This window comes from Clostridium transplantifaecale (genome assembly GCF_900626075.1).
Classification (GTDB): Bacteria; Bacillota; Clostridia; order Lachnospirales; family Lachnospiraceae; genus Otoolea; species Otoolea transplantifaecalis.
The window spans coordinates 216,060-235,300 of record NZ_UYZY01000007.1 but is presented as its reverse complement, the minus strand read 5'-3'; the positions used below and the strand labels follow the sequence as shown (position 1 = coordinate 235,300).

Annotated in this window: 19 protein-coding genes; 7 read left to right on the top strand and 12 right to left on the bottom strand. The window is 49.2% G+C overall.

Annotation, left to right across the window (positions count from 1 at the left end; genetic code table 11):
- Positions 1-45: 45 nt before the first annotated feature.
- The 7 genes from EJL91_RS22205 to EJL91_RS22175 all read right to left on the bottom strand — a co-directional run bounded on the left by EJL91_RS22205 (position 46) and on the right by EJL91_RS22175 (position 7,509).
- Positions 46-1,056 carry a GGGtGRT protein gene (locus tag EJL91_RS22205; protein ID WP_125144143.1) on the bottom strand — a complete coding sequence of 337 codons (1,011 nt, stop codon included), beginning with the start codon at positions 1,054-1,056 and terminating at the stop codon, positions 46-48.
- Between the two features lie 83 nt (positions 1,057-1,139).
- The gene (locus EJL91_RS22200; protein ID WP_125144142.1) at positions 1,140-1,832 is read right to left on the bottom strand and encodes an iron-sulfur cluster assembly scaffold protein; all 693 of its coding nucleotides are present in this window, start codon (positions 1,830-1,832) and stop codon (positions 1,140-1,142) included.
- A 146-nt stretch (positions 1,833-1,978) separates the two neighbouring features.
- A complete protein-coding gene (locus EJL91_RS22195) occupies positions 1,979-3,352 on the bottom strand; it encodes an MATE family efflux transporter (protein WP_125144141.1) in 1,374 nt (457 codons plus the stop codon).
- Positions 3,353-3,527: 175 nt separating this feature from the next.
- The gene (gene gltA, locus EJL91_RS22190; protein WP_125144140.1) at positions 3,528-4,925 is read right to left on the bottom strand and encodes an NADPH-dependent glutamate synthase; all 1,398 of its coding nucleotides are present in this window, start codon (positions 4,923-4,925) and stop codon (positions 3,528-3,530) included.
- On the bottom strand, positions 4,926-5,816 hold the full coding sequence (locus EJL91_RS22185) for a sulfide/dihydroorotate dehydrogenase-like FAD/NAD-binding protein (RefSeq protein ID WP_125144139.1): 891 nt from the start codon (positions 5,814-5,816) through the stop codon (positions 4,926-4,928).
- Between the two features lie 262 nt (positions 5,817-6,078).
- The gene (locus EJL91_RS22180; protein ID WP_125144138.1) at positions 6,079-6,582 is read right to left on the bottom strand and encodes a dihydrofolate reductase; all 504 of its coding nucleotides are present in this window, start codon (positions 6,580-6,582) and stop codon (positions 6,079-6,081) included.
- A 45-nt stretch (positions 6,583-6,627) separates the two neighbouring features.
- Entirely contained in the window at positions 6,628-7,509 is an 882-nt protein-coding gene (locus EJL91_RS22175; protein ID WP_125144137.1) for an MBL fold metallo-hydrolase, read from the bottom strand.
- A 1,103-nt stretch (positions 7,510-8,612) separates the two neighbouring features.
- On the opposite strand from EJL91_RS22175, the gene EJL91_RS22170 reads away from it, so the two are divergent.
- Positions 8,613-9,236, top strand: coding sequence for a hypothetical protein (locus EJL91_RS22170; RefSeq protein WP_164516921.1), 624 nt, complete (start codon positions 8,613-8,615; stop codon positions 9,234-9,236).
- 151 nt (positions 9,237-9,387) lie between these two features.
- Here EJL91_RS22170 and EJL91_RS22165 read toward each other — a convergent pair whose 3' ends face one another.
- Positions 9,388-10,164 carry a class I SAM-dependent methyltransferase gene (locus tag EJL91_RS22165; protein ID WP_125144135.1) on the bottom strand — a complete coding sequence of 259 codons (777 nt, stop codon included), beginning with the start codon at positions 10,162-10,164 and terminating at the stop codon, positions 9,388-9,390.
- Positions 10,165-10,438: 274 nt separating this feature from the next.
- On the opposite strand from EJL91_RS22165, the gene EJL91_RS22160 reads away from it, so the two are divergent.
- Positions 10,439-10,915, top strand: coding sequence for a GNAT family N-acetyltransferase (locus tag EJL91_RS22160; protein ID WP_125144134.1), 477 nt, complete (start codon positions 10,439-10,441; stop codon positions 10,913-10,915).
- Between the two features lie 169 nt (positions 10,916-11,084).
- On the opposite strand, the gene EJL91_RS22155 is transcribed toward EJL91_RS22160, so the two are convergent.
- Positions 11,085-11,606, bottom strand: coding sequence for a cytidylate kinase-like family protein (locus EJL91_RS22155; protein WP_125144133.1), 522 nt, complete (start codon positions 11,604-11,606; stop codon positions 11,085-11,087).
- Between the two features lie 374 nt (positions 11,607-11,980).
- Here EJL91_RS22155 and EJL91_RS22150 point away from each other — a divergent pair, with 374 nt between their 5' ends.
- Positions 11,981-12,862 (top strand): LysR family transcriptional regulator, encoded by an 882-nt coding sequence (locus EJL91_RS22150; RefSeq protein ID WP_125144132.1) that lies wholly within the window; start codon positions 11,981-11,983, stop codon positions 12,860-12,862.
- A gap of 16 nt (positions 12,863-12,878) precedes the next feature.
- Here EJL91_RS22150 and EJL91_RS22145 read toward each other — a convergent pair whose 3' ends face one another.
- Both EJL91_RS22145 and EJL91_RS22140 read right to left on the bottom strand, forming a co-directional pair.
- Positions 12,879-13,271, bottom strand: coding sequence for a hypothetical protein (locus tag EJL91_RS22145; RefSeq protein ID WP_125144131.1), 393 nt, complete (start codon positions 13,269-13,271; stop codon positions 12,879-12,881).
- 126 nt (positions 13,272-13,397) lie between these two features.
- Complete coding sequence (locus EJL91_RS22140) at positions 13,398-15,161, bottom strand: FAD-dependent oxidoreductase (RefSeq protein WP_125144130.1); 1,764 nt, start codon at positions 15,159-15,161, stop codon at positions 13,398-13,400.
- Positions 15,162-15,388: 227 nt separating this feature from the next.
- Here EJL91_RS22140 and EJL91_RS22135 point away from each other — a divergent pair, with 227 nt between their 5' ends.
- Together EJL91_RS22135 and EJL91_RS22130 are read left to right on the top strand one after the other, a co-directional pair.
- Positions 15,389-15,622 (top strand): hypothetical protein, encoded by a 234-nt coding sequence (locus EJL91_RS22135; RefSeq protein WP_125144129.1) that lies wholly within the window; start codon positions 15,389-15,391, stop codon positions 15,620-15,622.
- Positions 15,623-15,813: 191 nt separating this feature from the next.
- On the top strand, positions 15,814-16,602 hold the full coding sequence (locus EJL91_RS22130; protein ID WP_125144128.1) for a class I SAM-dependent methyltransferase: 789 nt from the start codon (positions 15,814-15,816) through the stop codon (positions 16,600-16,602).
- 95 nt (positions 16,603-16,697) lie between these two features.
- Here EJL91_RS22130 and EJL91_RS22125 read toward each other — a convergent pair whose 3' ends face one another.
- Positions 16,698-18,095, bottom strand: coding sequence for a L,D-transpeptidase (locus EJL91_RS22125; RefSeq protein ID WP_125144127.1), 1,398 nt, complete (start codon positions 18,093-18,095; stop codon positions 16,698-16,700).
- A 528-nt stretch (positions 18,096-18,623) separates the two neighbouring features.
- Between EJL91_RS22125 and EJL91_RS22115 the strand changes: the two genes are divergently transcribed.
- Both EJL91_RS22115 and rd read left to right on the top strand, forming a co-directional pair.
- Complete coding sequence (locus EJL91_RS22115) at positions 18,624-18,995, top strand: desulfoferrodoxin family protein (RefSeq protein WP_125144126.1); 372 nt, start codon at positions 18,624-18,626, stop codon at positions 18,993-18,995.
- Positions 18,996-19,069: 74 nt separating this feature from the next.
- Positions 19,070-19,231 (top strand): rubredoxin, encoded by a 162-nt coding sequence (rd, locus tag EJL91_RS22110; protein ID WP_125144125.1) that lies wholly within the window; start codon positions 19,070-19,072, stop codon positions 19,229-19,231.
- Positions 19,232-19,241: the final 10 nt, after the last annotated feature.

Here is a 19,241-nt window from a genome sequence, read left to right as displayed (position 1 = left end):
TTGCACTTAATGGGCGCAACTGCTTTCTTCTACCGTTTCATTCCCTTAGAACTTTCCAGCCTCAGAAGCTTCCTGCACACTGACTGCAACGGCTACCGTCATTCCGACCATCGGGTTATTGCCTGCGCCGATCAGACCCATCATCTCAACGTGAGCCGGAACGGAGGAGGAACCTGCGAACTGAGCGTCGGAGTGCATACGGCCCAGTGTATCCGTCATACCGTAGGAAGCAGGACCTGCCGCCATGTTGTCCGGATGAAGGGTACGGCCTGTACCGCCGCCGGATGCAACGGAAAAGTATTTTTTACCTTTTTCAATACATTCTTTCTTGTAAGTACCTGCCACCGGATGCTGGAATCTTGTCGGGTTGGTGGAGTTTCCGGTGATGGAAACGTCTACGCCCTCTTTCCACATGATGGCAACGCCTTCTGTTACGTCATTTGCGCCGTAACAGTTAACTTTCGCTCTCAAGCCTTCGGAGTAGGATTTTCTCCACAGCTCTTTCACTTCGCCCGTATAGTAGTCCATCTCCGTCTCAACATAAGTAAAGCCGTTGATACGGGAAATGATCTGGGCTGCGTCTTTGCCAAGTCCGTTTAAGATGACACGGAGCGGTTTCTGACGTACTTTGTTGGCCTTCTCGGCAATACCGATAGCGCCCTCTGCGGCTGCAAAGGACTCATGGCCTGCTAGGAAACAGAAACAGTCGGTCTCTTCTTCCAGAAGCATCTTGCCAAGGTTGCCGTGGCCTAAACCAACTTTACGCTGGTCGGCAACGGAGCCCGGGATACAGAAGGACTGAAGTCCCTCACCGATTGCCGCCGCTGCGTCTGCCGCTCTTCTGCATCCTTTTTTGATGGCAATAGCAGCGCCTACTGTGTAAGCCCAGCCTGCGTTCTCAAAGCAGATAGGCTGAATTTTCTTCACCTGGTCATATACGTTCAGTCCAGCATCTTTCGTGATTTTCTCGGCCTCTTCAATGGAAGCGATGCCATAGCTGTTTAATACGGAATTGATTTTGTCAATTCGTCTCTCATATGATTCAAATAATGCCATAACTCTATGATCCTCCTTAATATTTTACCTGCTATTAAGTCTTTGTCTATGTAATACCTTTACTGCTCCGTAATGATAACCGATTATTCCTGTCTCGGATCGATAATCTTCACAGCGTCGTCCACACGGCCGTACTGGCCTTTGGATTTCTCATATGCAGTAGCCGGATCGTCGCCCTTCTTAATGAAATCCGTCATCTTGCCAAAGTTTACGAACTGGTAACCGATGATCTGATTCTCGTCATCAAGAGCGATTCCTGTTACATAGCCTTCCGCCATCTCCAGGTAACGCGGACCTTTCTTTAATGTTCCATACATTGTACCAACCTGAGAACGAAGTCCCTTGCCCAGATCCTCAAGACCTGCACCGATTGGAAGACCATCCTCTGAGAATGCACTCTGTGTTCTTCCGTATGCGATCTGAAGAAAAAGCTCTCTCATTGCCGTATTAATTGCATCACAGACAAGGTCGGTGTTCAGCGCCTCCAGAACGGTTCTTCCCGGGAGAATTTCTGCTGCCATGGCTGCGGAGTGTGTCATACCTGAGCATCCGATTGTCTCTACTAAAGCTTCCTGAATGATTCCCTCTTTTACATTCAGAGTCAGCTTACAGGCGCCCTGCTGGGGAGCACACCAGCCCACGCCGTGAGTTAAACCGGAGATATCTTTCACCTCTCTGGATTTTACCCATTTTGCTTCTTCCGGAATCGGAGCACAGCCGTGATTAACGCCCTGCGCTACTGGACACATACTTTCAACTTCGTGTGAATAAATCATTTTAAGACTCCTTTCAAAATGAATGTGTTAGTACTTTGTTAATTTTATCACATCATACTTGTTCCTATTATCTCACGTATCTTTTAATTCGTCTATAGTTTTTTCGAGAAAACTTTTCACAAAAACACCAGCCGTTTTTTGAAGTTTTACGTCGTTTTTTGTAATGGAATTCCCATCCTTTTTTCCATTTTTTTCAATGTTATTTTATAAGCAATGTAGAAAATGATTCCCTTTGCCACGCTGGATACGGTGAGCGCCCACCAGATGCCGTTTAAGCCAAGTCCCATGGCGGAAAACAGCATCGCCAGCGGGATTCTGGCCGAGGTCAGGGTAATGCTTAACACAGACGGGATGGAAGTCTTTCCAAGGCCGGCAAAGGCGCCGACCGACGTTACCTCTATCAGCATAAAGAACTGGGAAAGTCCGAGAATTTGAAGATATTCCACTCCGGCCTGAAGCACTTCCGGTTCATGGATGAATATTCCAAAAATCGGCCTCGCCATGAAAATCAGCAGTGCGGTTGTCATCAGTCCCCATACCCCCATCATTTTTACCGCTGCCGAGAAACCTTTCTTAACGCGGTCAAACATTCCCGCGCCGAAGTTCTGCCCGGTAAATGAGTTGACGGCGGCTGCAAAACCTTCCCCCACCATCCAGGAGACGGATTCCACCTGTCCGCCTACTCTCTGGATCGCCACCGCCGTATCTCCCCAGCTTGTCACCAGCCTCGTCAAAATCATCGATATTCCCGCATAGATCAGGTTCTGTATCGATGCCGGGAATCCAATAGTCACAATCTCTTTTATGTACCGGATTGGAGTCCTGGAAAACAGCCTGAACTGTTTGAAAAGCGCCGTATCCCGGCTGACCGCCAGGATAAAAATGACAGAAACCGTGATCTGCGCCGTCACCGTCGCAATGGCGGCTCCGACCACTCCGAGAACCGGAAACGGACCGATCCCAAAGATCAGGACAGGGTCGAGGACCATATTGGCCGCCAGACCGATGACATTAGCCTTAAACGGTGTTTTGCTGTCACCGGTGGCCGTCAGGATACCGGTCAGCACCGAGTTGATATAGGGAAAAATAATCAGGCCGCAGACAATCCGAAGGTAATTCTCCGAATTTGCTATGATTGCCGGATCTTTAAGCCCGAAGAACCCAATCAGATGTTTTGCCCCAAACAGAGATATCATTCCAAAGATCACGGCGAATAAAAGCCCCATCTGGATGGCGCCTTTTGCATACTGTGCCGCTTCCTTGTCATTACCGGCGCCCAGCGCATGGGCCACCTTAACCTGGCCGCCAATTTTAGCCAGATCCACAATCCCCTGTGAAAGCCAGCTGTACATTCCGGCGGTTCCTACGGCCGTCACTGCGCCGGCTCCCAGTCTGCCAATCCATGCCATATCCGTCAGGTTATAAGCCATCTGGACCAGCGACGTGGCCATAATCGGCACTGCCAGCCGCGTCAGCGCCGGCAGAATCGGCTCATGGAGTAAATCTACCTTTTTATTCATCTTTTTTCCCTCTAAATTGATTATTTGTAACAGTTCAGACAGCATGAACTGTTACGATTATTTCCACCATCACAAAACAGCCCCGGCCATCACAAATAAGCTCCGGCCAGGGCTGCACTTCATACAAATGCCGGCTGCTAAAGCTGTTGTGCTAAAGCTTTCGCAAACCGCATCATTATTTACCTGAAAGGTACTCGTCAATCCCGCGCGCCCCGGCACGTCCCGCCTCCATGGCAAGGATGACGGTCGCCGCACCGGTCACGGCATCTCCGCCCGCATAGACGCCCTCTTTCGTCGTCTTTCCATCCTTCTCATCGGCGATAATGCATTTCCAGCGGTTTACGGACAGGCCCTCCGTCGTGGCGGAGATCAGCGGGTTCGGGGACGTCCCAAGCGCCATGATCACTGTGTCGGCGTCGATCCTGAAATCCGATCCCGCCTGCTCAACCGGCCTTCTCCTTCCCGATTCATCCGGCTCGCCAAGCTCCATCCTCCGGCAGATGATGCCGCTCACCCAGCCGTTATCATCCGTCAGGATCTCCACCGGGTTGGTCAGGAGGTCGAACTTAATCCCCTCCTCCTTTGCATGGTGGACTTCCTCTGCCCTGGCCGGCAGCTCCTTCTCACTTCTCCTGTATACGATATGTACCTCGGCCCCAAGGCGAAGCGCCGTCCTGGCCGCGTCCATAGCCACGTTCCCGCCGCCGACTACCACCACGTTTTTCCCAATCATCAGCGGGGTGTCATAATCGTCTCGGAACGCCTTCATCAGGTTGCTCCTGGTCAGGTACTCATTAGCCGAGAACACCCCGTTGGCATTCTCCCCCGGGATCCCCATGAATTTCGGGAGGCCCGCCCCCGAACCGATAAATACGGCTTTGAACCCTTCCTCTTCCATCAGTTCATCGATGGTAACCGACTTCCCGATCACCACGTTTGTCTCGATCCTGACGCCCAGCTTCTTTACGTTGTCAATCTCCGGCTGGACCACATCCGCCTTCGGCAGACGGAACTCCGGGATTCCGTAAGTGAGCACGCCGCCCGCCTCATGGAGGGCCTCGAAAATAGTCACTTCATATCCCAGCTTTGCCAGGTCTCCGGCGCAGGTCAGGCCGCAGGGGCCGGAGCCGATCACGGCCACCTTCTTCCCGTTCGTCTTCTCCGGGGCCTCCGGCACAAAGCCGTGTTCCCTCGACCAGTCCGCCACAAACCGCTCCAGTTTGCCGATGGAGACCGGCTCCCCTTTGATTCCCCTGATGCAGAGCCCCTCACACTGGGTCTCCTGCGGGCAGACGCGGCCGCAGACGGCCGGGAGGGCAGACGCCCTGGCAATCACACGGGCCGCTCCCTCGATCTCCCCGTTCTTCACTTCCTGGATAAACGCCGGGATGTCGATGGACACCGGGCAGCCAGCGATGCACTTTGCATTTTTGCAGTTTAAGCAGCGCTCCGCCTCCGCCATGGCCTCCTCTTTATTATAACCCAGGCACACCTCCTCAAAGTTAGCGGCGCGCACCTTTGGATCCTGTTCCCTTACCGGGACCTTTACCATCATGTCTCTCTTCGTTTCCATCTATTCTTCACCTCCGCAATGTCCGCATCCGCCGTGGTGGGTATCCCCCTCCTGAATCCTGAGCATGGCCCGGCCCTCCTGGGTGCGGTACAGCTGCTGGCGTTTCATGGCTTCGTCAAAATTTACCAGATGGCCGTCGAATTCCGGGCCGTCCACGCAGGCGAATTTCACCTTGTCTCCCACTGTCACGCGGCAGGCCCCACACATCCCGGTCCCGTCCACCATGATCGGGTTTAAGCTGACCACCGTTGGAATTGCCAGCTTCTTTGTCAGCAGACAGACGAATTTCATCATAATCATCGGGCCGATCGCCACACAGGTGTCGTATTTCTTCCCCTGGCTCTCCACCAGGTCCGTGATGACCTCCGTCACCATTCCCTTATGGCCGAAGCTGCCGTCATCGGTTGTTATGTAAAGGCTGCCCGCCTGTTTTTCCATCTCTTCCGTCAGGATCAGGAGGTCCTTTGTCTTGGAGCCTACGATGACGTCCACGTCAATGCCGTGCTCCTTCATCCACTTCACCTGCGGATACACAGGGGCGGCGCCGACTCCTCCGGCCACAAAAAGGATTTTCTTCTTTTTCAGTGTCTCCGGGTCTTCTTTTACAAACTCGGATGGGTTTCCAAGGGGGCCGACAAAATCGCGGAAGGCATCCCCGGCCTTCAAATCACTCATCCTCTGTGTGGATGCGCCGACCGTCTGGAAGACAATTGTTACGGTTCCCTTCTCCCGGTCATAATCGCAAATGGTCAGAGGAACCCTCTCCCCTTCTTCATCTATCTTGACAATCACAAACTCACCCGGTTCGCAGGAACGTGCAATCCTGGGGGCTTCCACGACCATCAGATAAATTTTATCAGCCAGCTTTTCCGCTTTTAATATCTGGTACATGCTTTTCCTCCTGTTTCCTCTGTTCTATTCGATGTATTTCGGCTTTTGCATACTTTATAAATAAACTGCTGTATACTGCTGGAACATTACCTGTAAAACTCTGCTGTTTTGGGGTCAGTTCTGCAGAAAATGACATAAATATGCAAAAGATTGCCTACATTTTACCACTTCACCTCTATAAAGACAAGCAAAAACATGTCTTCCCCTTTAAAAATACTGTTGTAATCAGAAAAGCGGTTTAGAATTGTACAGATATTCTCCCCTATGGCCTTCTGTATTTTCTGAACTCATAACAGAGATCAAAGTAGGTCTGTTCGTCACTTTCCTCGGTCACAACCCATCCCTCTTTTTCCAGATTCACAAGATAGGTATCGGCCTGATATGCATAGTCGATGTATGTGATGTGGGCCGTATCGCAGTATGGCAGAAATTGCTCATAGATGCTCTGTCCTCCGATAATATAAATATCCTGATCCGTGAATCCGCGTTCTTTTTTATACCATTCAAGTTTTTCCATCGCCTCATCCATACTGTAGCAGACATCGGCTCCCTTCATCTGAAAGCTCCTGTCCGTCGTCAGAATCAGGTTGATTCTTCCGTCTAACGGGCGTTCCCCCGGAAGCGTGAGGAAGGTTTTTCTTCCCATTACAATAATCTTTCCCATTGTCTCCTGACGGAACAGCTTCTGATCCGCCGGTATCGTAACCAGCATCTGTCCCTTCTGCCCGATGGCCCAGTTTTTGTCTACCGCCGCTATTAACTGCATACCGCACCTGCCTTTCCGATATTCCCTGTCTACGTGTTTCTTCTATTAAATACAGTGTTGCTCCTCAAATTCTTCCGGAAACTGACGCCGCAGCGTTTTCATCATGCTCAGCGCATTGATATCGAACGCCTCATCCGGCTGCTCTTTCTTATCAACCTTCTCATGGAAGACGCTCTCCATCATTTTGAGGGCCTCCTCGTCCGAAGCGCATTCTTTCATAATCCGGACCATCCTGTTCTTACTGCTCTCCAGTTTTTCCATCATAATATCCCAGATGCGCGGTTTATCTTCTTCGTTTACAAATCCATAATGATTTAAGATAATGTCTTTCACATGATAATTCCTGGACTTGATAATGGACTCCCTGGCTCCCTTATAATCCACCAGAAATGCGGGCATATAACCGCCGGACGGCCCGAGCACGCCGACCGATTCGCTGCACAGCATCAATTCATTGTCCACAATATAAGAAAGAGAACATTTTGTATGTCCCAATGTTTCAAACGCAAATACCTTGTGATCCCCAAGCTGGACCGTTTCCCCGTCATTGAGCACCACGTCGACCCTTAAATCCTCATCCCGGTAGTCCTGAGCCCAGCTCATGCCGGCCGCACCGGCCGCAATCCTGCTTAAGTTCCGGATTGTCGAAAGCGCCGACGGCTTCGTAAGAATCTCCTTCGCCCGCTCCGAGGCATACACCTTCACCTCCGGCCAGGCTTTCCGCACAGCCGGAAGACCTGCCACATGGTCATAATGGGAGTGGGACAAAAGAACCGCGTCCACCTTCCCCCCATCCAGCTCACGCCTGATTTTCTCGACCATCAAATCAGCCGCATAGGCCATTCCCGCCTCAAACAGGATATTCGATTTTCCCTTTATCAGGAAAACGGCCGCCGCTCCAACTCCGGATACATCTATTACTCTCATGTTATTCTCCTTATTTCAAACTCTCATTCACCAGGATTCCAGGTTTTTGGGAATATACTCCCCAATTTTTGCCTGTAGCCGGACTGTTACGTATTCTACTATATTTTTACCGTAAATACAAGCTCTACTCTGATTAGTTGAGATGCGAGGACGCCTCTGAAAGATGGCGGACGGGGGAGTGGGATGGATTGGTGAGTCTTCAGTCCCGGTTTGTAGGGTGTAGTTAGGGGGGAATCCAGGAGAAAAAATTCCTACGGGGACCCGCTCCCGCTTGTGGAGCGCACAGCGGATGCTAAGACGTCAAAGAACGCCGTCCAAGCACCGGCGGGCTCCAATGTCCCCTTCGGAAAGTTTTCTCCTTCCTTCCCCCGGGCAGGTTGTCGACGGGACTGAAGACTCAGCGAAGTGTGTTGCCCCGTCCGCCGGCTTCAGGGGCTGATTGTCTCTTTCGTCAAGTGCGGGGGAGGTATTGTTGCGTCCACTATGTAGTCGTGAATCTTTTACCTTAAGAAGGTATTTCGGGTTGGAATCAGAGAAAAATCCAAAACGAAATTTAATGATGAATCAAAAAATTCAATGGTTATTCAAAGATAGGTCAGGAGCTAAAGCTCTGATCCATCAATTGAATACCATGCAAAAGGCATTCTCCCGGAATTCGAGGAAATGTAGTGGCAGCGACAATCCCTCCCCCCTTTGAAGGAATAAGAACAATTCAGCGGCCACAGGCCAGGGATCGGGATGGCGAAACCCTTCGCGTCTTCAGTCCCGGCCCATAACCTGCCCGTGGGGAAGTAGGGAGAAAACTTTCCGGAGGGGACATTGGAATCCGCCGGTGCTTGATGAGGTTTTACACGAATCTAGCACCCGCTGCGCATTCCACAAGCGGGAGCGGGTCCCCGCAGGAATTTTTTCTCCCGGATTCCCCACCTGCGACAACCTAAAATCCGGGACTGAAGACTCATCCCCTCCCTCTCACCATCCCGCCCCCCGACCGTCCCGGCGGCGTTCTCATTTCTCCTCCAATCTTACAATTGATTTTTTATCTTCTTCTGGTATAATAATTTTAGTACCACGAAAACAGGGAATCGATGAAAGGAATCACCATGATTATATTAGAAAGAACCAGCGTAATGAATATGGAGAATGCTCTCCGCGGCGCAAGAAATCCCCTTAACAGCTGGAACCGCACGGACAGCTCTTATGATGAGAAGGGCAACTATATCCTCGGTCCGAATGATTTGAATCTGGCGAAGAAGCTGCGCATGGCCGGAAGCGATCACCGCAAGTATGTCCGTCAGATCCTCGTATCTGTTGACATTACAGCTCCGCTCTACTGGTGGAAAGAATATGATACATATAAAATTGCAACCGTTGCCAATTCCTGCAGTACAATGCATAAGATTGCAAGCAAGCCGTTCACGTTAGACGATTTCAGCTGCGATCACATGACACCTGCAACAAAAGAATTTATGCAGGGCGTTGTAGATAAGATGGAGGAAATCCGCCTCAGATATCTGGAGACGAAGAGCAAAGACGACTGGTATGATATGATCCAGCTCCTTCCTACCAGCTACAACCAGCTTCGGACATGCTCCTTTAACTATGAGACTCTGATCAATATCTACTACGCGAGAAAAGATCATAAGCTGACCGAGTGGCACACCTTCTGTGATTGGATCCAGACATTGCCGTATGCACAGGAGATCATCATCGCAGACGGCAAATAATTGGAAATTGAATATTGATTAAGAAAGAGGGACAGGAAGAATTTCACTTCCGGCCCCTCTTTTTAAGTCTGACGCGACAATTTACATCTCTTCTTTAAATGTTTATGTATCCGGCCGCAGGGCCGTTTCCGCAATTGGCGCTCATATCCCGTTAAATAAGTTTACACGGCTGCAGATCCTTTCTTTTCACTGCGCGTGTCGCAACGAAGCAGGGAATGTTGTGCTCTTTTAAATTTCCTTCGTCATTGATATCTTCCATTATATGAGTCAGGATGAATCCCGACTCAAGCTGTCCTCCAAGCTGCTCATCCATTGTATGGGAAAACTGTACTCCGCTGTTGTCTGCCTGAAGCTGCTTCATATGCTCCTCATTTTTCAGCGGATTAAAGGGCAGGGAATTCAAAAGCTCTTTCTCGTCATCGTCAAAAATATAGTTTATGCCGTTGTCAAGCCCCGCAAGCAGGATTCCTCCGTCCTTCAGGACGCGGTAGCACTCCCTGAAAATCGGTTTTACTTCTTCCACATAGCAATTGGAAACAGGATGGAAAATCAGATCAAAGCTCTCATCTTCAAATGGAAGCGGTTTCGTCATATCCGCCCGGATAATTGTGATGTCGTAGCCCTCCCGCTCCGCTACCATTTTTTCCTGAGCCAGTTGTTTCTCTGAGTAGTCAAGCACAGTACACTGCGCACCTGCTGCCGTAAAGAGCGGCATCTGCTGTCCCCCGCCGCTTGCAAGTCCCAGCACTTTCTTTCCGCGCAGATCGCCGAACCATTCTGCCGGTACTGCTTTATTCGGCGTCAGTACGACCTTCCAGTCGCCGCAGAGAGCGCGCTCATATTCTTCATGTGATATGGGAATTCCCCATACCCAGCCATCCTTCACCCATTGGTCAATGGTTTTTGAATTAATATCTTGATAGTTCATTATTGTCTCCTTATGAATTCTTCCGGTTCCCGTGATGCGGGGCGGCGGCCGCACCTTTTTTATTGTATTATAGATGGAGATGTCTGTCAAATAAGGAAAGCCTCAGGAAAAGGCCTTGATAATCAAAGGCATAATCAAAGTATTCCCTGAATGATTTGACATTTTCACCGGCAGATATTAGACTGAAGATAACCGGGTAAAAAAAGACCCCACCGCCCGAATCATATGCGGTGAAAAAACGCAGCACAGGAAAATAAAAGGAAATTAAATAACTATGATGAATATTTTGGTTAAAACAGAACGCCTTTGCATCGAGCCACAGAATATCGAAGAAATGAACGCTTTATATCACAGCGAAAAAGACAGCGGAATGAAACAGGCCTACCATGAAATGATCGAAACCATGCAAAGCCTGCCCGGACGGGAGGAATGGGGCTCCAACTGGAGAATCACGCTGTCCGGCGGGACGCAGGTCGGTGAAATCGGATTTAAAGGCGCTCCTGATGCGGAAGGCGCCGTGGAGCTGGGTTATGGGATCGGTGAGGAGTTCAGGAGGAACGGCTATGCAACAGAGGCCGTAAAAGGCTTATCCAATTGGGCATTCGGGCAGGAAGGCGTCGAATGCGTCACCGCCCAGACCGAACCGGATAACAAAGCATCCCAGAGGGTGCTGCAAAAGAGCGGTTTTATCCGGGATGGTTACGGTGATGAAGGCCCCCTCTTTAAAAAATTCAAGCCGGACACTCTTTAAAAAAAATAAAAATAAACCGTACAGCAGCAGTTTCCAGGCTAACTCTGATACGGTTTATTTTTTATTTGTCACAAATCCATATTTCACAAAATATGATTTATGATATTTATTTCACTATCAATTCTCTTTGTTTTACGTGACTGTCTCAATGTTATCGTTACTTTGTCTATTAAATTCTGGACAGGCAGTTCTTAATGATTTCTGCCGTTCCCTCAATACCGAATTTGGAGCTTGTGACTACCAAATCATATTCCACCGGTTTTCCGTCTGCGGTTACCGCGAAGTGCTTTCTCGTCTCTTTGCGCTTATTGTCCATCTGGGCGATGATTTCCTCCGCCTTATCGCGCTCCACTTTTTCACTCTCCATGGCCCAGAAAATCTTGCTTTCCATGTCGGCTTTGATAAATACGTTGAAATTCCTCGGTCTTCCCTGGAGAACTGCGGAAGCGCACGTGCCTACGAAAATGCAGGAACCCTTGTCCGCCAGGAATTTAATGGTTTCACAGTAGGTCTTATATTCGTTCTCCTCTGCGTCTTCCCCATTCTCCTGAACCAGTCCGTACTTCTCAGCGGCCTCTAACAGTTCGCTCTTGCCATAGCAGTGAATTCCCGTGCTTTTGGAGAGCCACTCCGCAATTTTTTTCCCGTTGCTTCCATATTCTCTCTCGATACATACTGTCCTGTTCGTCATATCCGTTCCTCCTGATTGGGTATCCCCCGTTCTTTATACCCCTATTATACGTTATTTTTTTAACGATATCTAATACTTATTTTTTATCTTTTCATAACTTTCATGTTATGATTTTCTCTTATTTTGTTGTGTTTTTGACGTGTAGGAATTATAATGTAACTGTTCAGAAGGTAGTATTCCGCGAGGTGTTTTCATGCATTTTTGCATGAAAACCCCGAGTTTAGCCAGCGCGAAACAGCGTTTTCTGCTGTTTCTGTGCATCGCGAAGCGGTAACTATGAAGGTACTGAATCGTTACATTATAGTATAATTATATCCTGTCACGTTTCAGGAGGCCGCATTTCCGGACATACAGAACAAAAGAAAGGACCTGTTATGGAACTATTACAGCTCCGCTACTTCCTTGTAGCGGCAAAATACCAGCATATGACAAAAGCGGCCGAGGCGCTTCAAATTGCCCAGCCCGCCCTCTCCCAGTCCATTAAACGTCTTGAAAACGAACTGGGTGTCACACTCTTCGACCGCGAAAAAAGAAATATCCGCCTCAACGACACCGGCCGTTTTCTGGAAAAGCAGTTAATTCCCATCCTGGCTTCCTTAGATGAACTGCCGGCCGCCCTGCAGGAAAGAGCCAGCCAATCGGTGCACACGATACACCTGAATCTGCTGGCCGCATCAAGACTGGTCACCGACTGTATTATAGAATATAAGCAGCTTCATCCCGAGGTGAATTTCCGGCTCTGGCAGAACCCCGACGTGGAAAATGAAGATTTATGCATCTCCACTGCTTTTCCCGGGGAAGAACTAAAGGAAAACGGAAGCATTATTTTAAAGGAGGCATTTTTTATGGCTGTCCCCTCCTCATCCCCTGTAGCCGGACGTTCTTCCGTCCGCCTTGAGGAATTGCAGGAGGAAGGTTTTATCAGCCTGTCAAATAACCGGCCGATGCGGCGTATCTGTGACCGTTTCTGTCTGGAATCCGGATTTACGCCGCATATCATCTGTGAAAGTGACAATCCCGAATCCGTGCGCAACCTGATTGCGGCCGGCCTTGGCATCGGCTTCTGGCCTGAATACTCCTGGGGGCTTTTATCAACGCCAAAGGTCGCCCTGATTCCAATTGAACATCCCGTCTGCAAACGCGATATTATCCTGACCCGGCGCTCCACTGAAGAAAATGAGAAGGTGCTTGAAGACTTCTGCCGTTTTCTCAGTGAATATGCAAAACGGGAGGACGTAAAACAGTCCTCCCATTAGTGATTTACTTATTCATTTATCTGCAGGAATTCTGCATGGACGCTGCCGGTCTTCCACCGAAGGACGGAAGTGTCTGGATTCCGTTCTGCCATCCGGCGCCTGTATTGCCGCCCTGGCAGTTACCGCCGGTCTGACAGTTTCCGGTCTGGCAGTTACCGCCGCTCAGACAATCCGTACCATTCTGGCAGTTTCCTCCTGTCAGACAATCGCCGCAGCTGAAATCGCCGCAGAATCCCTGACTGCCTCTCTGGCCGAAGTTTCCTGAAAGCATTACTGAATTAAATATAGAACCGGAGCTGTTACCCGGAACGCAGGTTGTGAACATTGCCGCCTGGGATGTCATTGCCGGTGCTGCTGCAACCATAAATACGGTCAGGGCTGCTGCGGAAAGTAAACGTAATTTCATCATGGTAAATCCTCCTATTTGTTTCAAAATTATTACATTTCTGTTACAAAACTATAATATCACAATAAAACTGGAAGATATACCGGTAAATTCTGCCATATGTTGCTTCTGATTTTTATACTATTCTCCCTATTTCCCCTGATCCAGCGGGCAAACCGGAATTTCGGAAGGGATATTTCCACTGCTCTCATCCGCAAAATCCCTGTAATGCTGCGTTTTATAGAAATTAATTCCTCCCTCCATAACCTGGACCCGTGAAAAGCCATTCTGCATCAGGATGCGTGCCCCGTTGTAGGCTCTAATCCCAGCCGCACAGATAACGGCCGTCAGCTTATCCTTATCAATCTCGCCAAGACGCTCCCTCAGCTTGCCAAGCGGAATATGCACGGAACCAGGAATGTGATATTCGGCAAATTCTCCGTCCTCCCTCACATCCAGGATTGTCATATCCTTTGCCGCTTCTGCATCCGCCGCCATTTCATCCAGTCCTGCGCAGCTGATAAATGCCACCAGACCGTCCAGCACATTCTCCGCTACAAATCCCAGCATATTGACCGGATCCTTTGCCGATGAGAAAGGCGGGGCATACGCTAACTCCAGTTCCTCTAAATCGTATATCGTACCATGGCTGCGCATAACCGACGCAATCACGTCAATCCTCTTATCCGCCCCTTCCGGCCCCACAGCCTGGGCGCCGAACAGATGGCCGTCACGGTCAAACAGCATTTTAAGATGAAGAACCGTGGAGCCGGGGTAATATCCCGCATGAGATCTCTGGCTGATGAGGATGGAAAAATAATCTTTATTCTTCTCTTTCCCCATGGCCCGGAGCGTCTTCTCATTGACTCCTGTAACGGCTGCCGAATAATCAAAGACCTTGGCAACCGAGGTTCCCATTGTTCCATGGTACTCTTTTTTGTCTCCGGCCAGATTGTCGGCACAGATTCTGGCCTGCCGGTTAGCTGGGCCTGCAAGCGGTATCATCGCAGGCGTTTCCAGGACAAAATTCTCCACCTCGACCGCATCACCCACCGCATATATGTTTTCATCGGATGTCTTCATAAAGGAATCCGTCACAATACCGCCCCGAGAATTCAGCTTAAGTCCTGCTTCTCCCGCGAGTCCGCTGTTCGGTTTCACCCCAATTGAGAGCAGCACCATATCGGCCCTGACTGTTTTCCCGCTGCTCAGCGTAATCAGAGTGCTTCCTCCTTCTAATGCATTAAAAGAGGACACCCCGTCGCCCAGAACCAGGTTTACGCCATTCGCCGTCATGTTTTCATGGAGCAGCTGCGCAAGCTCATAATCTAAAGGCGCCATTACCTGGTTCTGCATCTCGATCACACTCACGCCGATTCCGGCCTCATGAAGGTTCTCAGCCATCTCAAGGCCGATAAAGCCTCCTCCTATCACGGCTGCCGTGGCCGGTTTCTTTTCCTCTATCATTTTTTTAATCCGGTCTGTATCCGGCACGGTCCAAAGCGTATAGATTCCCTCCCCGTCTATGCCCGGAATCGGAGGAACCACCGGAGAGGAGCCCGTTGCAATCACCAGATCATCGTAAGGCTCTTCATATATTTTTCCTGTTTTCTTTTCAAGCACCGAGATTGTCTTGTCTTCCCTGTGAATGGCTGTTACTTCGTTACCGGTCCGTACATCGATGTCAAAACGGGCCTTCATGGTCCCGGGATTCATTAAGAGCAGTGCATTCCTGTCCTGAATCACCCCGCCGATGTAATATGGCAGTCCACAGTTTGCATAGGAAATATAATCACCGCGCTCAAATACGATAATTTCCCTGTCGTTGTCTCTTCTCCTGAGCCTGGCCGCTGCTGTGGCGCCTCCCGCTACCCCGCCTATGATGAGAGTTCTTCTCTTTCCGTTTTTATCCATATCGATACTCCGCCTTTCACGTTGATTTTAAATACATCTTTCTTATGATACTATTATAACCATATCTATATGTTTTTTCTGTGATTTTGTCACATTCTTTGCAATCCGCAAATTTGACAGAAGCTCTCCTCCCCTTTATAATAGAAACCAGCGCCGGAACCGCCGTTATTATTCAACCGGCCGATGCTTCGGCTACCGATTAATATTTTAGACAGGAGGCATATGCCATGAACCCAATGGAACTTTTACAGATCAAAAATTCCTGCGATACATTTGTGAAAAATCACCCAAAATTTCCGCAGTTTTTAAATGCCGTTTACAACAGCGGCCTGGCGGAGGGTAATATTATAGAACTTTCGGTTAAAACAACGGACGGAAGAAATCTGGAGTCCAACCTGAAGCTGACTCCTTCCGATGTGGAACTTCTCCGCCAGCTCAGGGAGATGATCCGGAACAGGTAACAACGCGAAAGACAATGGTTATACCGCTGATGCGTTATGATAAATAATCACAGAAAGGAGGGCAAACAATGAAAACAACAACATTTAACACAACCACAGCCAAAACAGGAGGTATTATGGAAGCATAACGTTACCGGGCACGGAGTGAACGGTAACTGCATAACCTCCTGCGGCATTAAGGAGATTATAGTATGAGTTATATAGAAGGCAACAAAGAGGCCTGGGAAGAGGCATTTGAGCACAGACAACCCAACTGGGGCGATGAAAATTACATACGGCTGCTGAATGAAAAACTTCCTTTTTTTGATAAAAACGCCGAAGAAGAATTGCAAAAGCTCCATTTTGCAGGAAAGGATATTGCACAGTTCTGCTGCAACAACGGGCGTGAGCTTTTGTCGCTCATAAAGAACGGGGCGAATTCCGGCGTCGGCTTTGATATCGCGGAAAACATTCTGGAACAGGCAAGGATAACGGCCGAAAAAGCGGGCATTACAAACTGCAGCTTTGTGGCGGCCAATATTCTGGATATTCCGGAAGAATACCATACTTCCTTTGATCTCGTCATGTTTACCATCGGAGCCATCACCTGGTTTGAAAATCTGGAGCTCTTATTCCAAAAAGCGGCCGACTGTTTAAGGCCCGGCGGAGTCATGTATATCCAGGATTTCCATCCTATCATGAACATGCTGGCCCTGCCCGGCTCTCCTGAATATGATGAACAGAAGATACACGGAGCAGCCTACTCTTATTTCAGAAAAGAGCCGTGGGTTGAGAACGAGGGAATGGGTTATATGTCTGAAACATACGATTCCAAAACATTTATCAGCTTTTCACATACAATGGCCGCTATTATTAATGCGGCCTGCAAGGCAGGCCTTCGGATTACGGGGCTGAAGGAATACGACTATGATGTCGGCCTGTCCGAGATTTACGACGGGAAAGGTTATCCGCTGTCCTTTATTCTGACCGCCGAAAAATAGCGTGGGATAAAGTCATTAAAAAAGATGCAGACGTTCTGCCTTTCAGGCATGGCGTTTGCATCTTTTTAATTTCAAATGATTCCATTCTCCCGTTCTTAATTATGACAGATGACCGGTATTCCCTGGTATACGAGATCGTACAGCAGCTTAGCCTTGGCCGGGGGAAGGTTGATACATCCGTGACTTCCGCCGTACTGATAAATCGTACCGCCGAACTTGCTTCTCCAGTTGGCGTCATGCAGACCGATTCCTCCGTTGAACGGCATCCAGTAATCCACGTGGCTCTCATATTCATAAGTGCCGTCGGCCTGTTTTGCACCTCTTAAGATCCGGTCCGTCTGTTTGTAATTGAGGCTGTAGATTCCCTCCGGCGTTGTATAGTTCTTTGAAACGTTGCCGGTTACGGTCGGGGCATCCCAGACAAGGGCGCCGTCCTTAAACATATAGACATGCTGGCCTCCCAGGTCAACCTCGACATAAGTATTCCCCCAGTCCGGCGCTGTTCTGCTGGCGGCGGTTGCAGAATACTGCGGAGCCCATGTCTGGCTCTGGCCCGTCTGTATCATCGCAATCAGGGCTTCCACTTCCACGGCCTGATTGAGTTTCCATCCGTAAGGGCCTGTCAGCGTCACATCCTTGCCCGTAGCGGTATGGAATACCCTGGCCGTGCCTGCCGTGTCGTATTTGGCAGCCAGTGAGGCAATGTATGCCGCGGCGGCGGTTCTGTCCACCTGAATCTGACCGTCGGCAGAACCTGTAAACCAGCTTGTAAACACTGCTCCTGTAAGCTCTTCCGTGTTGTCGCCGTATGTATAGGTGATAACCATATCCCTGCTCTGGTTCATCTTATCGCAGAGCGCTTTCAGCTGCTCGCTGTCCTTTGTCACCTGCACCGAATAATAACATCCATTTGCCGCCAAATCCACCTGGCTCTGTCCTGTGGCCGCGGCGCCCTTGATAACGGCCTCCGTCTTCGCGGCATCCACGTTGTTGCCCTGGACTTCCGGAATAATCGTGAACGGCTGTCCCTCCTGATAGGGGGAGATGCGGGCATCCGCCGTTGTGATGATATCTCCGCCGCTGATGCATTCCAGGCTCCTGATACGGGCCGTGAGAAGCGCGTCATCATAGCTGGCCTGCAGCTCCAGTGTATGGGAGTTATCGGAGGAAGGGCCGGACTGGCGTCCCGTGTCGTTCTGCTGGCTCAGAATTTCCTGCAGATTGCTGGGGACCGTAACCCGGTATCCTATCTCTGTTCCGTTAATATTCTCTTTCTTTCCGTCCTTCTCAATAATTGTCAGGTTGTAGCTTGAAGCGTAGGACTGTTCAATTTTGGCCTTTGCTTCTGCTTCTGTAAGTCCTCCTATCACAATACCGTTCACGTCTGTCCCCGTCACAAAACGTGACGCGTCATCTGCCAGAGTAGTAAAGCTGAACGCAAGCGTCAGAAGTGACACCGCTCCCAGAGTTCTTAAGACCTTTCTTTTTCTCATTCTTTCAACCTCTATCTGTTTTCATTTTGGCCGTCAGGCGGCCTGCCTATAATATAGCACGTCCCCCGGTGGAATTTCCACCGTTTTTTGCAACTCGTACAAAATTGTTATAAAAACTTAAGCTTTTCCTTATTTTTCAACAGAATTGAAGGCGGTTTTGCCGCAAAGGGCCATGCCGCAAAAAAAGAACCTTAATGGAAAATGCATAGGAAAAGAATGCACGGGGATACTTATTTTTATAAATGCACCTGCTTCAACCGGTGCCGGAACTCGGGATTTTCACAAAAAACACGTGAAAACACCTCGCGGAATACATCCCGAGTGAACAGTAACCCGGAAGCACTCTCCAGGCCGTACTTTCCCCATTATAACAGAAAGAACCCGGAAATCCAGTACAAATACTCCAGACTTCCATTTTCTTACATTTTTTTCGTTGCGTAACATTTGTTACGGACTTTCACGCTTTTTTATGGTATCTTATCTACAGAACAACAAAACAAATAAAAATGATTATACAGGAGGTCTGATATGAATAAATTTTACAGAAGTGACGACAAGAAAAATATCTTATTGAATCTGGTATCTTTAGACGGCGGAGAAAATGGAATTGCCCTGGAGGCCCTGAAGGCTAATACTTCAGACGGCGCGGCTGAGAAACATGTGCCTGTTGTCTCCATCAACGAAAATACCGTGGAAGTAGCCATCGGCTCGGTTGCCCATCCTATGCTGGAAGAGCACTATATCACAGGTATTTTCATTGAAACAACATCCGGCGGGCAGTTCGCTTCCCTTAAACCGGGTGAAGAACCAAAGGCTGTCTTCATTTTAAAAGACGGCGACGAATTTATTGCAGCATACGAGTACTGCAACCTTCACGGTCTCTGGAAGGCCGGAAAATAATCTCTGTCCACATAAAAGCCTGTATCCGGCGGGACGGAATATAAAAGTTTAAATTATTTCGGAGGTAATTGACAATGAAAAAATATGTATGTGAACCATGCGGCTATGAGTATGACCCTGAGGTCGGAGATCCGGACAACGGAATTGCTCCGGGAACTGCATTCGAGGATATCCCAGACGATTGGGTATGCCCGCTTTGCGGTCTTGGAAAAGACGTTTTCGTTCCCGAAGACTGATTGCATTAAT